A 13,300-nucleotide genomic window follows, 5' to 3' on the forward strand; every position below is an offset into this window, starting at 1 on the left:
ATAATTGGAAACAAACGTTCTTGAAAAAGATTCTCATTTTCAAAAATTGAGGTGTGAAATAGATGGCAAAGAAAAAAATAGGTTTACTCGTAATGGCGTATGGAACGCCGGAGTCATTGGATGATGTAGAAGCGTATTATACACATATCCGTCATGGGCGTAAGCCAACAGAAGAAGCGCTCCAAGATTTAATCGGGCGTTATAAAGCAATTGGTGGAATATCACCGCTTGCGAAAATTACGAAAGAGCAAGCGCATAAATTAACGGATTCAATGAATAATATATTTACAGAGTATGAATTTACTTGTTACTTAGGATTAAAACATATTGCACCATTTATAGAAGACGCAGTAGAAGAGATGAAGAAAGATGGGATTGAGCATGCGATTAGTATCGTATTAGCACCGCATTACTCTACATTCAGCATTAAAGCGTATAATGAACGCGCGATTCGTCTTTCGGAAAAAATTGGTGGCCCTGTTATTGAACCAATTGAACAATGGTACGACGAATCGAAGTTTATTTCCTATTGGGCAGATCAAATAAAAGAAACGTTTACAAAAGTTAAAGATAAAGAAAAAGCAGTCGTAATTTTTTCGGCGCATAGTTTACCAGAGAAGATTATTGCAGCAGGTGACTCATACGTAGAGCAATTACGGCAAACAGCAGATTTAATTGCTACAGAAGCAGGTGTAAAGCACTATACAATTGGTTGGCAAAGTGCAGGAAATACACCAGACCCATGGATTGGACCAGATGTGCAAGATTTAACGAGAGATTTATTTGAAGAGCATGGATATGAATCTTTCGTATATTGCCCAGTTGGATTTGTGGCAGAGCATTTAGAAGTTTTATATGACAACGACTATGAATGTAAGGTTGTAACGGATGAATTAAACGCCCAATATTTTAGACCGAATATGCCAAATGCACAACCTGTATTTATTGATTGTTTAGCTGAAATTGTTTCCAAAAAAATGAAGGGAATAGTTGACAAAGATTTAGTTTTGAATAATAATTAGTTTATAATAATTTTAAATAAATAATAATTACTACGGAAGAAAGAGGAGGATCCCCAGATGAATCCAAATAATCGCTTAACAACAAACCAAGGTGCTCCAGTTGGAGATAATCAAAACTCTCGTACAGCTGGTCGCCGTGGACCGGTATTGTTAGAAGACTATCATTTAGTAGAAAAACTTGCACATTTTGATCGTGAACGTATTCCAGAGCGTGTTGTGCATGCGCGTGGTGCAGGTGCTCACGGTGTATTCGTAACGAAAAACAGCATGAAGCAATATACGAAAGCCGCATTTTTACAAAATGAAGGAACTGAAACGCCTGTATTTGTTCGTTTCTCAACGGTTATTCATGGTCAAGGTTCTCCGGAAACAGCTCGTGATCCACGTGGGTTCGCTGTTAAATTTTATACAGAAGAAGGAAATTACGATATCGTAGGTAACCACTTACCAGTCTTCTTCATTCGTGATGCAATTAAATTCCCTGATATGGTGCATTCTTTAAAACCAGCACCTGATACAAACATTCAAACGCCAGATCGTTACTGGGATTTCATGACGTTAAGTCCGGAATCTACACATATGATGACGTGGGTATTTTCTGATTACGGTACACCAGCGAGTTATCGTGAAATGGAAGGTTTCGGTGTCCATTCATTTAAATGGATTAATGCAGAAGGTAAAATCGTCTATATTAAATATCACTGGAAACCACAGCAAGGTGTACGTAACTTAAATGCAAAAGAAGTGCAAGAAGTGCAAGGGAAAGACTTCAACCATGCAACTCGTGACTTGTTCGATGCAATCGAAAAAGGAAATTATCCGAAGTGGGATTTACACGTACAAGTGATGCAACTAGATGAAACGGATTCTTTAGACTTTGATCCACTAGATCCAACGAAAGTATGGCCCGAAGATCGTTTCCCATTAATGGAAGTAGGAACAATGACGTTAAATCGTAATCCGAAAAACTTCTTCGCGGAAGTAGAACAAGTGGCGTTCTCTCCGAGTGCAACTGTAAATGGTATTGAACCATCTGAAGATAAATTATTACAAGGACGTTTATTCTCTTACCCAGATACACAGCGTTATCGCCTTGGTGCAAACTACTTACAAATTCCTGTAAACTGCCCATATGCAGCTGTTCATAACCAACAACGTGATGGTGCAATGCAAGTAAATCAAAACCCATCTACGGTAAACTACGAACCGAGCCGTCATACGGAAAATCCGGTTGAAGATCCAACTTACCGCGATTCAACTATGAAAGTAGAAGGCTACGTATCTCGTGAAAAAATTGAGAAACCAAATGACTTCAAACAAGCAGGGGAGCGTTACCGTTCATTTTCTAAAGAAGAGCAAGATAACTTAATTGCAAACTTAACAAACGACTTAAAAGACGTAAATGAGCGCACGAAATTATTAGCTGTTTGTAACTTCTTCCGTGCAGATCAAGAGTACGGTATGCGTTTAGCTCAAGCGTTAAATGTTGATATTACGCAATATGTAGGGAATGCTCCGAAATAAATAGAAAAAGACGACCGGTTTTCGGTCGTCTTTTTATGTGTAAAATAAGCTTTACACGGGGTATTTTTCGTTTTCATCATGTCGGAATTTGTTGGTAAATCGATATTTTGTGTCGAAACGTCGATATAATGAAAGAATCGCTGATATATTTAAAAAATCGTCGATATATCCGAATAATCGCTGATATATTCATGAATATACCAACTAGGGTATACCACCGACAGTATAATAAAAAGAGATGCAATCTACTAGTAGTAGATTGCATCTCTTTTTTAATTCACTCGCTCAGTATACTCATAAGCCTTCTCACCGTGCATCGAAATATCAAGTCCCATATGTTCTTCGTGCTCATCTACCCGAACAGGGAGGAAGTAGTTGATCGCTTTAATAATGGCGTATGTCATTATAATTGTGAATGCATATGTTGCTCCGATTGCGACAAGTTGTTTAAATAGTAAAGCTGCGTTTCCGTAAAACAGACCGTTAGCGCCATCACCGTTTACAGTAGTAGTTGCGAAAAGTCCAGTTGCAATACCGCCCCAAGTTCCTCCGATGCCGTGACATCCGAATGCATCAAGTGTATCGTCGTACCCAAATTTCGTTTTCAAGAAGAAGACAGCACCGAAACATAATACGCCCCCGATTGCTCCGATAAGAAGGGCGGAGAAAGGTGTAACAAATCCGCAAGCTGGCGTAATTGCGACTAAACCGGAAACAACCCCGCAAGCAGCTCCCATCGCAGTCGGTTTCGATTGGAAGAACCATTCAGATAGCATCCAAGTTAGAGCAGAGGCAGCGGCGGCTATATTTGTATTAATAAATGCAGTTAAAGCGACGTCGTTTAATGATAATGCACTCCCGACGTTAAAACCGAACCACCCGAACCATAGTAAACCTGCACCTAACATCGTAAATGGTAAATGGTGAGGAGAGGTACCGTTTATGTTTTTTCGTTTTCCGAGGAAAATCGCTAATACAAGACCAGCAACACCAGAAGTGATATGAACGACATTACCACCAGCGAAGTCTAACGCGCCAAGTTCTCTTAGCCATCCGCCAACGCCCCATACCCAATGAGCGACGGGATTGTAAACGAGTGTTGTCCATAGAAGAATAAAAATAAGAAAGGCAGAAAAACGCATTCTTTCAGCGAATGCACCTGAAATTAAAGCTGGAGTTAAAATAGCGAACATGAGTTGGAACATCATAAATAAATTGTGAGGAATAGTAGATGAGTAGTCTGGATTTGGTGCGTAGGTAACTCCGTTTAAGCCGAACCAATCGAGATTGCCTATAAGTCCGTGCCAATCTGGTCCGAAAGATAAAGAATAACCGATTACAATCCACTGAATTGAGACGATAGCCATTGCGCTGTAGCTGTGCATCGTTGTGCTCAATACATTTTTACTACGAACCATGCCTCCGTAAAAAAGTGCTAATCCTGGTGTCATTAACATGACCATTACTGTCGTTATAAACATAAAAACTGTATCTCCCGTATTCATTCAATCCCCTCCTATAATGTTAGAAAATATTACATTATTTGTTATGTTTCATATCATATTCGAAATTGAGGTGAAAATCAACTGAATTTTTAGAAAAATTTATTAATCATGTAAGAAAATCTAACATTATGTATTTTTGAAGGAATGAAATCAGCGTATGCGATTTGCTTGGATAATTGGTATAATATTCTTACAATTAAAAAACTTGGGGGATGCGTGTGGAAAAAATATGGACTAGGAACCTATTCATTTGTTTTTGTTTAGCTGTCGTTTTGTTTGTACCAATACATACTTTTGCAGATGAAAAAAGAGAGTGGCGAGATGAAGTCATATATTCGATTATGATTGATCGCTTCAATAATGGAGAACCGAAAAATGACAAGCAGTTAGACGTTGTTAATTTAGAAGGTTATCAGGGCGGAGATATAAGAGGGATTATAAAAAGGCTGGATTATATAAAAGAAATGGGTTTTACGACTGTTATGCTTTCGCCGCTTTTTGAAAGTGGACAGTATGATGGATTAGACGTGCGAAATTTTCAAAAAGTAAATGAACATTTCGGAACAGAAAATGATGTGAAAGAGCTTGTAAAAGAAGCTCACGAAAAAGGAATGAAAGTTGTATTTCAATTTCCATTTGGAGAAAACGAACAACAAGTAATCGACTCGATGAAATGGTGGGTAAAAGAAGTCGATTTAGATGGAAGTTATGTAATACATAGTGAAAAAAAGCCGCGTTCTTTCTGGGGTGACGTTCAAAAGGATATGCAAGTGATAAAGAAAGATTTTCGTATTATGACAAAAGAAGATAGTGAATACAATGAAAAAATAGTAGAATCGTTTTCCGAAGCGGATGTATCGGTGAAATCGTTATATGATGTGAGTAAAAAAGAAGAGGAGTTTGTTACGTTTTTAGATAATCAAGAAACAAAAAGGTTTGCACGTATCGCAAAAGAAAATATGTATTATCCGCCATCACGTTTGAAACTAGCTCTTACCTATTTATTAACATCACCAGGGATTCCGAATTTTTATTACGGAACTGAAATCGCATTAGATGGAGGAAGCGTACCGGATAATCGCCGATTAATGGATTTTAAATCAGATGAAAAGTTTATGCAGCACATAACAAAGCTTGGCGAACTTAGACAAATGAGACCATCTTTACGACGTGGTACGTTTGAACTTTTATATGATAAAGATGGAATGAGTATATTAAAACGAAAGTACAAAGATGAAGTAACATTAGTAGCAATTAATAATACGAAAGAAACACAAAAAGTTTCCTTACCTGCAAGTGCAATTGGTGAAAAACAACAGTTAAGAGGATTGTTAGAAGACGAAATTATAAGAGAAGAAAACGGGAAGTTCTATCTCGTTTTAAAGCGTGAAGAATCGAATGTGTATACTGTTAGTAAAGAAACAGGTGTGAATTGGTTATTTATCTCCTTAATCGTCGGTGTGAACGTATTATTTATTGCGTTTTTAATTGCGGTTAAAAGGAAACGTAGATGAGGTGAGATATTTGCAGAAAAAGAAGTTGCTCGCTCTATGTTCATGTTTTCTTATCGTATTTGTAAGTTTGTATTTTGGGGACATCGGTGACGATAGGGAATTTGTTCGGTGGGGTGATAGTATTCATTCTGTTGACACAGCAGCTCTTAAGAAAAATAATATTCAATACAAAATCGAAAATGATAAAGTATATATTCCGAAAAAATCATTTGATAAAGCGATATGGTGCTGCTCTTAATAAATACAAAAACTCCTCTAATTAAGAGGAGTTTTCTTTTTAGCGATAGTTAATGAATTGTACGTCAATCGGTAAGTCAGCACTGCGAACGGCTGCGATTACTGCTTGTAAGTCATCACGGCTTTTCGCTGTAACACGTACTTGATCATCTTGTACTTGTGTTTTCACTTTTAATTTCATTTCTTTAATGATGTTGTTAATTTTTTTCGCGTTATCTTTATCGATACCTTGTTGTAACGTTGCGCGTTGGCGAACAGTGTTACCAGTCGCAGCTTCCACTTTTCCATAGTCCAAGTTTTTAATTGGAACGTTACGTTTTACAAGTTTAGAAATTAAAACGTCTTTTACTTGGTCTAATTTGAACTCGTCGTCAGAAGTTAAAACAAGTACTTCTTTTTCTAGTTTAATATCACTTTTACTTCCTTTAAAGTCATATCGGTTTTGGATTTCCTTTAATGCGATGTTAATTGCGTTTGTTACTTCAGGTAATTCTACTTTCGAAACGATGTCAAAAGAACTATCTTTTGCCATAGTTAGCACCTCCAAATAAATTTCTAATCTTTTTATGTACTGTACATACTAAAGTATAGCTGAAAACGAGCTTAGACTTAAGTGTTTTCATACTGATATTCATGTAACCTCACTTTATTATAGTGAATTTTGGGCAGTTGGACAAATAAAGGAAAAATCGTGTTATAATTAACTTTTGTTTGGAATGATAAAAAAGATAACTTTATATATATAGAAGGGAATTAAAAAATATGTATTTGCAATTAGGATCGATTGAACAGGTAACTGTTTTACGCGAAACGGAAATCGGATATATGGTTGGGAATGAAGAGGAAGAAATTTTCCTACATAAAAACGAAGTAGCTGGAGAAATTGAAGAAGGCGATACAATTGATGTATTCTTATACCTTGATCACCAAAATCGTATTTCAGCAACAATGAAGGAGCCAATTATTACAACACATGATTGGAATTGGGTAAAGGTTGTAGAAGTTATTCCTAGTTTAGGTGTGTTTGTTGATATTGGTGTATCAAAAGATATACTAATTCCACTTGATGAGTTCCCGATTTATATGCCAGTATGGCCAGAAGTAGGCGACGAATTATATTGTACGTTAAAATTAACGAATCGTGATCGTTTAATCGCTCTTCCAGCAAGAGACAGTGATATGCAAGAAATTATCGTAGATGCGACGCCATCTATGCGTAATAAAAACGTCAATGGACGTGTGTATCGTTCACTTCAAGTTGGTTCATTCATACTAACTGATGAGCATTTCCGTGCTTTCTTACACCATACAGAAAGAAAAGAACAAGTCCGCATCGGTGAGCGTGTAACAGGTCGTATTATTGACGTGAAAGATGACGGTACAATCAACATTTCACTTCTTCCTCGTAAAGAAGAAGGAATGGAAGATGATGCTGCAGTAATTTATGAATATATGGAAGAAAGAGGCGGAGCAATGCCGTTTTGGGATAAGAGCCACCCAGAAGACATTAAAGAACGTTTCAATATGAGTAAAGCTGCGTTTAAGCGTGCGCTTGGTAAAATGATGAAAGAAGAAAAGATTTACCAAGAAGAAGGTTGGACTTACTTTAAGAAATAAAGTGAATGAAAAAGAACTATTTTTTCTCTAAATTTTTAAGAGAAAAAATAGTTCTTTTTTTATTATAAAGTAGATAAAAAGTAAATAAGGTGTAATAAAACGTTTAATCTACAAATATTTTACTGTATTTATAAGGAAAAAAGAATATAAAATGGTAAATTGTAGGAAAATATACATTTTTAGAAAAAAGACACAATATTGTCGTTTTTATATTGAAGATCACCAGAAAATTCTTTAAATTGTTAATTGTAAGAATGAAAACAGATGAGAATGGCCACGTACGTACGTATATCGCACCGAATGATGCTGGTGTAACATATAATTATGATCAAACAGGGAAACTATCGGATTTAGCTATTGCAACACCACAGCAAATGCTACTATTAGAGAAATATGAGTATGACAAAACAGGAAACCGTACGAAGATTAAACATGAAAGTTCTGATGGGAAAATAACGGAAACAAATTACGTATACGATCCAATTAATCAATTATTAAAAGAATCTACACCAAATGGAACAGTTAGAGACTACACGTATGATGGATTTGGCAATCGTACGAGCGTGAAAATAACAGAAAATGGAAAAGAAACGAAATCAGTAATCGCAACATTTAACGAAGGAAATCAACTTCTAAAATTCGGAAACGAATCGTTAACGTATGACGCAAATGGTAACCGTACATCTGATGGGAAATACACATACACATGGAACGAAGCAGACCAACTTGTTGCTGTAACGAAAAAAGGGGAAGGCAAACCGTTCGCAACATATAAATACGACAACGAAAACCGTCGTATTGAAAAGAACGTAAACGGACAAGTAACCCGTTACTTCTACGACGGTGACAGCATTAACCCGCTATACGAAACAGGCGGGAACGGAAAAGTCCTCCGTCAATACGTTTACAACAAAGACGGTGTCCGCCTAGCAATGAAAATCCAAGATCAATCGGTATACTACCACTACAACCCGCGCGGTGACGTAATAGTAATGACCGACAAGGACGGACAAATAGTCGCAAGCTATGAATATGATGCATGGGGTAACGTCCTAAAGAGCGAAGCGAAAGGAATCGCAGCGGCCAATCCATTCGGATATAAGGAGAAAATATGGATAAATATATTGAAATACACAAACCTGCAACAGAAAATAACGAATATTTTCTAGTGTTAGATGAACATGATAATTTTGAATTGGTTATCAACGATTAATAGATATATAGTTGATGTTGATACAAGCATGGAACAATTTATGGAAACAATGATGTCGAAATTTCATTTATATCTTTTAGTGGATTGTGAAGGGGTTCAAGAAGAATTAACAAAGGTGCAAAATTATATTTAGGAAAAAGAATTAAAAGAGTTAAACTGGAAAAAGTCGACCGTAAAGAGCGCAATTTTAATAAAACAGAATGATCCTGCAACTGATATTTTCGATGTGATTTCTCCTGTATGTATGGAGGGAAGCCTCATGTTCCTTTTCTCTGAAAAGGAAGTAAACGAAAATGAATTAGAGAGTATTATAAAACATATAAAATTTGATCGGACAAGAGTATATTTCAATAAAGAAACAATTGAACTGGCGGGGGGAATGGGTTATATAGTAGGGCATTTTGAAGATGAGTATTATATAGTATCTTTACGTTCGGAAAAGCAAGTATTTGTTTGCTTTGCAGAAGAATGTATCATAGGCTAGAATACAAGCAATAAAACATGAAATAAAAAAAGCACAGTCTTATCTTTTTAAATAAGACCGTGCTTTTTTTAGTTTCCCCGCTCAAATATAAGAGAAAATGTATCGTTTAATTCACTATCATTTATTTTAATATTTGCCTTTTTTAATTCGTCTTGTAATAGTTTTTGACTGAATGTAGGGTCAGCGATACGTTCTTCTTCTAAGTTTTTACGAATGGAGTCTTTCACTTCATCGTAAGGCTTTAAATCCTTTTTATCAGTTAATTTAATAATGTGATAGCCGTTCGTTGATTTGACGGGATTGCTAATTTCGCCAACTTTTAGTTTGTAGGCAGCTGTTTCAAATTCAGGCGCCATTGTACCTGAATTAAAGTATCCGAGGTCTCCGCCTTTTTCTTTTGATAGTAGATCTTGTGATTCTTGTTTTGCTAATTCTTCAAATGAAGCACCAGCGTCTAGTTTTTTCTTTATTTCTTTCGCTGCATTTTCATCGCTTACTAAAATGTGACTCGCTTTAATTTCTGGTTTATAGTGGTCTTTCACGTCTTTTTCTGTAACGCTTTTCTTAACGGCTTCATGCAGAGCGAGTTTGAACTTCATTTGATTTTTGAAATCAGCCTCATCTTTTAAACGATTGTTTTCTAAAAATCCTTTGAATTGGTCTCCAAATTGATTTTTTACTTTTTGGACCTCGTTATCTACATCATCGTCAGATACTTTATATTTTTTTGTAATAACGTCGTATGCCATCATTTCGTATAGCATGTCTTTTCCGTAACGATCTTTCAATTGTTTTTCGAAGTCGCTCTTCGTAATGGTTGAGTCTGTTGCTGTAGCGACTGTAGCTGATCCATTCTTTTGTCCGCAAGCAGAAAGCATTAATATACTTATTAGTGCAGTAATAATGAAAATATGTTTCCCTCTCATGCTAACACCTCATCCGAATATGTTATCGCTATTGTAGAATATAGAAGTGAACATGAAGTGAATTTTTAATGTTTTTTCCTGTGAAATGTAAAAAAAGTACATCAACAATTATGTTGATGTACGATGGGATCAAAGGTGATCAGTCTTCTTGGAATATGCGCGCTTGCCCTGCTGAATATTTTTTTGCTCTTGCTCATTTTTTTGCGTGCGTTTTGCATTATTATCGCGAGCTTTTTTGTCGTTATCACTCGTATGTGGCATATGTATCAACTCCATTTCTAAACGTTGTACGTTTATCATTTCCTTTTTCGTAAAGACTATGTATAGCGGTGCATTTATGAAGGGTAAAGGTGGATTAGAGATGGATTTGAAGTTGAATTATACCGAACTTATTAAGAAATTAATCGTTGTAATTATCGCAGGTTTATTAAATGCGATTGGAATGAATTTGTTTTTAACACCAGCGAAAGTGTACGCGAGTGGCTTTGCTGGATTGTCTCAATTACTATCACAAATATTAGGTGATTTTTTATCTATTCATATATCTACAGGGGTGTTGTTTAGTTTATTTAATATTCCTGTCGTTATTTTAGCGTGGAAAAAGGTTGGGAAGGCTTTTACGTTTTTTAGTTTTCTATGCGTTATATTTATGACCTTGTTTTTAGAAATTATCCCAGTTCGAGCGGTTTCGAACGATATTATACTAAATGCAATTTTTGGCGGCATTATTTCAGCGATTGGGGTAGGGGTTGCATTAAAATGGGGTGCTTCTACAGGTGGTTTAGATATCATTGCGATGATTTTATCTAAGATAAAAGATAAACCTGTCGGTACATACTTTTTCTTTTTTAATGCAATTATTATTATCGCTGCGGGTTATGTATATGGGTGGGAGAAAGCGTTATATACGTTAGTAACTTTATATGTATCAACGAGAATTATTGATGCCATCCATACTCGCCATGTGAAAATAACAGCGTTAATCGTTACGAAAAATGGTGCAGACGTACGAAAGGCGATTCACTCACGATTAGTGAGAGGGATTACAACTATACCTGCAACAGGTGCTTACACAAATGAAAATAAGGAAATGTTAATGATGGTTATTACTCGTTACGAGTTGTACGAATTAGAAAGGGTTATTAAACAAGTAGACCCAGGTGCGTTCACAAATATACTGCAAACGGTCGGGGTATTCGGATTGTTTCGAAAAGATTAAAGAGGACCAAAGCTGGTCCTCTTTTTTAATGCAAATTCGTAATGTTTTGCAACTGCTCCTGCATCTCGCGTAGCTGAACTTTCTCAGCAGTTGAAGAGTTTGCGTAAGCGGATTGCAAAGCGTTTTTTGCTGTATATACGAGATCTTGTTGTTCAGCGCCGCTTGAACAAGATACGGCATTTGCAACAGCATCTCTAGCTTGTTGGAATAGTAAGTTCCCCATTTAAACCCCTCCAAAAGAAGAGTTACTTCTCGCTTTTTCTGCCTCAGCTAATGTACCTCTGTACGGGAATCTTGCATCATGCTTCATAACAGCATCGGCTCCTTGTTGGATAAAACGTTTTGATTTGTTCTTTTTACCCATTCGAAAAACCCCCTTTATTTAGCTGAAAACAATTGACGCGTTAACTCGGCGTCTAATTATAGTATGAGCGTTTGGCGAGAAACTATAAGCAGGGAATTTTTAGATTACAATCCAAGAACCTCTTCTAAATATAGAGCGATGCCATCTTCTTCATTTGTTAATGTCGTATGATTGGCGAGTGATTTTAATTTAGGTATTGCATTACCCATTGCGATACCGTGACCAGCAAATTCAATCATTTCAAAATCATTATCTTCATCACCGAAAGCGATAATGCGCTCTTTTGGAATGTTGTAATGACTAGAAATTTTTTGCAATCCGACCGCTTTATTTAATCCACTTTTTACAATTTCAATAATTGGCCAAGGTGCGCCCCATTTTCTATGATCGATCACTTCAGCGTGCATATCAGTTAAATGTTGACGAATTGCAACGGAATGATCATCGTGTGCGTCAATTAATAAACAAGTCGGATGGTCGTTTAAAATATTTAATAAATCTCCTGTGAAAATCTTTGGAGAACCAAATTCGAAAATGTGTTTTTTATCTTCATCAATTTCACGAACGTACACATCATCCATCACTTCAGCGTATATATTTTTTACGCCGAAATCAAAGCAAGCTCGGACAATTTCTTGGGCTGTTGCTAGCTCAAGTGGAGAGTGATGTGTGCCCCAATTTGAATCAAGAGGGTGATGCACGTAAGCACCATTAAAGTTTACAATCGGTGTATTAAGATTAAGTTCTTTATAATAATCAAAACTAGCACGGAATGGACGTCCTGTTGAAATGACGACGATATGCCCTTGTTCCTTTGCTTTTGTAATTGTCTGTTTCGTTCGAGTGGAAATTATTTTGTTGTCTGTTAATAAAGTGCCGTCTAAGTCTAATGCGATTAAATGTTGTTTACTCATAATTTCACCTCTTATAATAATTTTTTTGTATCTATCTGTATTTCCGTTTTTAATATGCAGAAATAAGAGGTTAGACTGGGTGAGACCACCATAGATGGAAAGTTCACTATATATCCATCTTACGTCGCAAAGTACGGTGGTGTCTACTATTTCTCGTTGGAAATCAAGAAAAGTCAATATTTTTTTAGAAAGTTCAAACAATGTTTCTTTCATTATGTACAAATTGTGAAAAGGGTTACATTGCCCGTATGAGGAGGCTTATAATAAACATGTAATCTTCTCGTATATGTTTGACTCTCCTTTGAAGCTAGCCTACAGGTAGGTTGGTTTCTTTTTTTTCTACAAGTAAGGAAGTAATCCCTGCTTAAGCTTGTGTAATTATATATATTGTAAATCGGTGAACTGTAGTACTTGTTTCCTAAACATGACAGAAAAGCTTTCTTTTAAAATGGATATACTAATGAGGCAAGACGTCATGGAAGGAGAATGAAGATGGGACAAAATCGCAGGTTTCGTTCTGGACAAAAAGCGCCAAATGATGGCGTTTACGTAGAAATTGGTGAAACGGGAAGTATGGTAAAAAATCCGCAAATGGTACAATTAAATGCCGGTGAAAAGTTTCCAGATAACACGAATCATAACCGTCAGTGGACATATAAAAGAAAACCGTAACAGAAGCCGCAATCTTTATTGCGGCTTTTTTTTGTTACATAATATAATTTCATTTACTGTACTTTTTTAAGTAGCATAATGAATGCTCC

The 13,300-nt window shown here is 36.2% G+C and carries 14 protein-coding genes and 2 pseudogenes; 9 read left to right on the forward strand and 7 right to left on the reverse strand.

The window, feature by feature from the left end:
• The first annotated feature begins 62 nt into the window (after positions 1 to 62).
• Both hemH and katB read left to right on the forward strand, forming a co-directional pair.
• Complete coding sequence (gene hemH, locus BTOYO_RS19050) at positions 63 to 1,022, forward strand: ferrochelatase (RefSeq protein ID WP_001075095.1); 960 nt, start codon at positions 63 to 65, stop codon at positions 1,020 to 1,022.
• Positions 1,023 to 1,079: 57 nt separating this feature from the next.
• A complete protein-coding gene (gene katB / locus BTOYO_RS19055) occupies positions 1,080 to 2,546 on the forward strand; it encodes a catalase KatB (RefSeq protein ID WP_001069169.1) in 1,467 nt (488 codons plus the stop codon).
• 272 nt (positions 2,547 to 2,818) lie between these two features.
• Here the strand turns inward: katB and BTOYO_RS19060 are convergent, their stop codons facing one another.
• Positions 2,819 to 4,051 (reverse strand): ammonium transporter, encoded by a 1,233-nt coding sequence (locus BTOYO_RS19060; RefSeq protein WP_001091643.1) that lies wholly within the window; start codon positions 4,049 to 4,051, stop codon positions 2,819 to 2,821.
• 218 nt (positions 4,052 to 4,269) lie between these two features.
• Between BTOYO_RS19060 and BTOYO_RS19065 the strand changes: the two genes are divergently transcribed.
• Together BTOYO_RS19065 and BTOYO_RS19070 are read left to right on the forward strand one after the other, a co-directional pair.
• On the forward strand, positions 4,270 to 5,565 hold the full coding sequence (locus BTOYO_RS19065) for an alpha-amylase family glycosyl hydrolase (RefSeq protein ID WP_000412004.1): 1,296 nt from the start codon (positions 4,270 to 4,272) through the stop codon (positions 5,563 to 5,565).
• A 10-nt stretch (positions 5,566 to 5,575) separates the two neighbouring features.
• Entirely contained in the window at positions 5,576 to 5,803 is a 228-nt protein-coding gene (locus BTOYO_RS19070; protein WP_001169966.1) for a hypothetical protein, read from the forward strand.
• Between the two features lie 39 nt (positions 5,804 to 5,842).
• Here the strand turns inward: BTOYO_RS19070 and BTOYO_RS19075 are convergent, their stop codons facing one another.
• Positions 5,843 to 6,334, reverse strand: a complete 492-nt coding sequence (locus tag BTOYO_RS19075; protein ID WP_001040146.1) for a YajQ family cyclic di-GMP-binding protein — start codon at positions 6,332 to 6,334, stop codon at positions 5,843 to 5,845.
• Positions 6,335 to 6,564: 230 nt separating this feature from the next.
• Between BTOYO_RS19075 and BTOYO_RS19080 the strand changes: the two genes are divergently transcribed.
• The 3 genes and pseudogenes from BTOYO_RS19080 (at position 6,565) to BTOYO_RS28260 (ending at position 9,116) form a co-directional block, all read left to right on the forward strand.
• The gene (locus BTOYO_RS19080; protein ID WP_000281281.1) at positions 6,565 to 7,419 is read left to right on the forward strand and encodes a CvfB family protein; all 855 of its coding nucleotides are present in this window, start codon (positions 6,565 to 6,567) and stop codon (positions 7,417 to 7,419) included.
• A gap of 251 nt (positions 7,420 to 7,670) precedes the next feature.
• A pseudogene (locus BTOYO_RS19085) lies at positions 7,671 to 8,519 on the forward strand (RHS repeat domain-containing protein); the annotation flags it as partial.
• 11 nt (positions 8,520 to 8,530) lie between these two features.
• Positions 8,531 to 9,116: pseudogene (locus tag BTOYO_RS28260) on the forward strand (hypothetical protein).
• 68 nt (positions 9,117 to 9,184) lie between these two features.
• Here BTOYO_RS28260 and prsA read toward each other — a convergent pair.
• Positions 9,185 to 10,042 carry a peptidylprolyl isomerase PrsA gene (gene prsA, locus BTOYO_RS19095; RefSeq protein WP_001214219.1) on the reverse strand — a complete coding sequence of 286 codons (858 nt, stop codon included), beginning with the start codon at positions 10,040 to 10,042 and terminating at the stop codon, positions 9,185 to 9,187.
• A gap of 129 nt (positions 10,043 to 10,171) precedes the next feature.
• Positions 10,172 to 10,303, reverse strand: coding sequence for a DUF3941 domain-containing protein (locus BTOYO_RS26760; protein ID WP_001120851.1), 132 nt, complete (start codon positions 10,301 to 10,303; stop codon positions 10,172 to 10,174).
• Positions 10,304 to 10,403: 100 nt separating this feature from the next.
• Here BTOYO_RS26760 and BTOYO_RS19100 point away from each other — a divergent pair, with 100 nt between their 5' ends.
• On the forward strand, positions 10,404 to 11,261 hold the full coding sequence (locus tag BTOYO_RS19100; protein ID WP_000364440.1) for a YitT family protein: 858 nt from the start codon (positions 10,404 to 10,406) through the stop codon (positions 11,259 to 11,261).
• A 25-nt stretch (positions 11,262 to 11,286) separates the two neighbouring features.
• Here BTOYO_RS19100 and BTOYO_RS19105 read toward each other — a convergent pair whose 3' ends face one another.
• The 3 genes from BTOYO_RS19105 to BTOYO_RS19115 all read right to left on the reverse strand — a co-directional run bounded on the left by BTOYO_RS19105 (position 11,287) and on the right by BTOYO_RS19115 (position 12,539).
• A complete protein-coding gene (locus BTOYO_RS19105) occupies positions 11,287 to 11,484 on the reverse strand; it encodes a DUF3813 domain-containing protein (protein WP_000527396.1) in 198 nt (65 codons plus the stop codon).
• Positions 11,485 to 11,625: a hypothetical protein gene (locus BTOYO_RS19110; protein ID WP_000516816.1), complete on the reverse strand. Its 141-nt coding sequence runs from the start codon at positions 11,623 to 11,625 to the stop codon at positions 11,485 to 11,487.
• Positions 11,626 to 11,729: 104 nt separating this feature from the next.
• Positions 11,730 to 12,539 (reverse strand): Cof-type HAD-IIB family hydrolase, encoded by an 810-nt coding sequence (locus BTOYO_RS19115; protein ID WP_000043172.1) that lies wholly within the window; start codon positions 12,537 to 12,539, stop codon positions 11,730 to 11,732.
• Between the two features lie 492 nt (positions 12,540 to 13,031).
• On the opposite strand from BTOYO_RS19115, the gene BTOYO_RS19120 reads away from it, so the two are divergent.
• The gene (locus BTOYO_RS19120) at positions 13,032 to 13,211 is read left to right on the forward strand and encodes a YjzC family protein (protein ID WP_002093816.1); all 180 of its coding nucleotides are present in this window, start codon (positions 13,032 to 13,034) and stop codon (positions 13,209 to 13,211) included.
• The last annotated feature ends 89 nt before the right edge of the window (positions 13,212 to 13,300 follow it).

Source organism: Bacillus toyonensis BCT-7112 (assembly GCF_000496285.1).
In the GTDB taxonomy this organism is placed as follows: Bacteria; Bacillota; Bacilli; order Bacillales; family Bacillaceae_G; genus Bacillus_A; species Bacillus_A toyonensis.

What these genes read in the sequence shown, in the direction of transcription:
- hemH (WP_001075095.1), top strand. Translation starts at nt 63, where the DNA reads ATGGCAAAGAAAAAAATAGGTTTACTCGTAATGGCGTATGGAACGCCG.
- katB (WP_001069169.1), top strand. Translation starts at nt 1,080, where the DNA reads ATGAATCCAAATAATCGCTTAACAACAAACCAAGGTGCTCCAGTTGGA.
- BTOYO_RS19060 (WP_001091643.1), bottom strand. Translation starts at nt 4,051, where the DNA reads ATGAATACGGGAGATACAGTTTTTATGTTTATAACGACAGTAATGGTC.
- BTOYO_RS19075 (WP_001040146.1), bottom strand. Translation starts at nt 6,334, where the DNA reads ATGGCAAAAGATAGTTCTTTTGACATCGTTTCGAAAGTAGAATTACCT.
- BTOYO_RS19080 (WP_000281281.1), top strand. Translation starts at nt 6,565, where the DNA reads ATGTATTTGCAATTAGGATCGATTGAACAGGTAACTGTTTTACGCGAA.
- prsA (WP_001214219.1), bottom strand. Translation starts at nt 10,042, where the DNA reads ATGAGAGGGAAACATATTTTCATTATTACTGCACTAATAAGTATATTA.
- BTOYO_RS26760 (WP_001120851.1), bottom strand. Translation starts at nt 10,303, where the DNA reads ATGCCACATACGAGTGATAACGACAAAAAAGCTCGCGATAATAATGCA.
- BTOYO_RS19100 (WP_000364440.1), top strand. Translation starts at nt 10,404, where the DNA reads ATGGATTTGAAGTTGAATTATACCGAACTTATTAAGAAATTAATCGTT.
- BTOYO_RS19105 (WP_000527396.1), bottom strand. Translation starts at nt 11,484, where the DNA reads ATGGGGAACTTACTATTCCAACAAGCTAGAGATGCTGTTGCAAATGCC.
- BTOYO_RS19110 (WP_000516816.1), bottom strand. Translation starts at nt 11,625, where the DNA reads ATGGGTAAAAAGAACAAATCAAAACGTTTTATCCAACAAGGAGCCGAT.
- BTOYO_RS19115 (WP_000043172.1), bottom strand. Translation starts at nt 12,539, where the DNA reads ATGAGTAAACAACATTTAATCGCATTAGACTTAGACGGCACTTTATTA.
- BTOYO_RS19120 (WP_002093816.1), top strand. Translation starts at nt 13,032, where the DNA reads ATGGGACAAAATCGCAGGTTTCGTTCTGGACAAAAAGCGCCAAATGAT.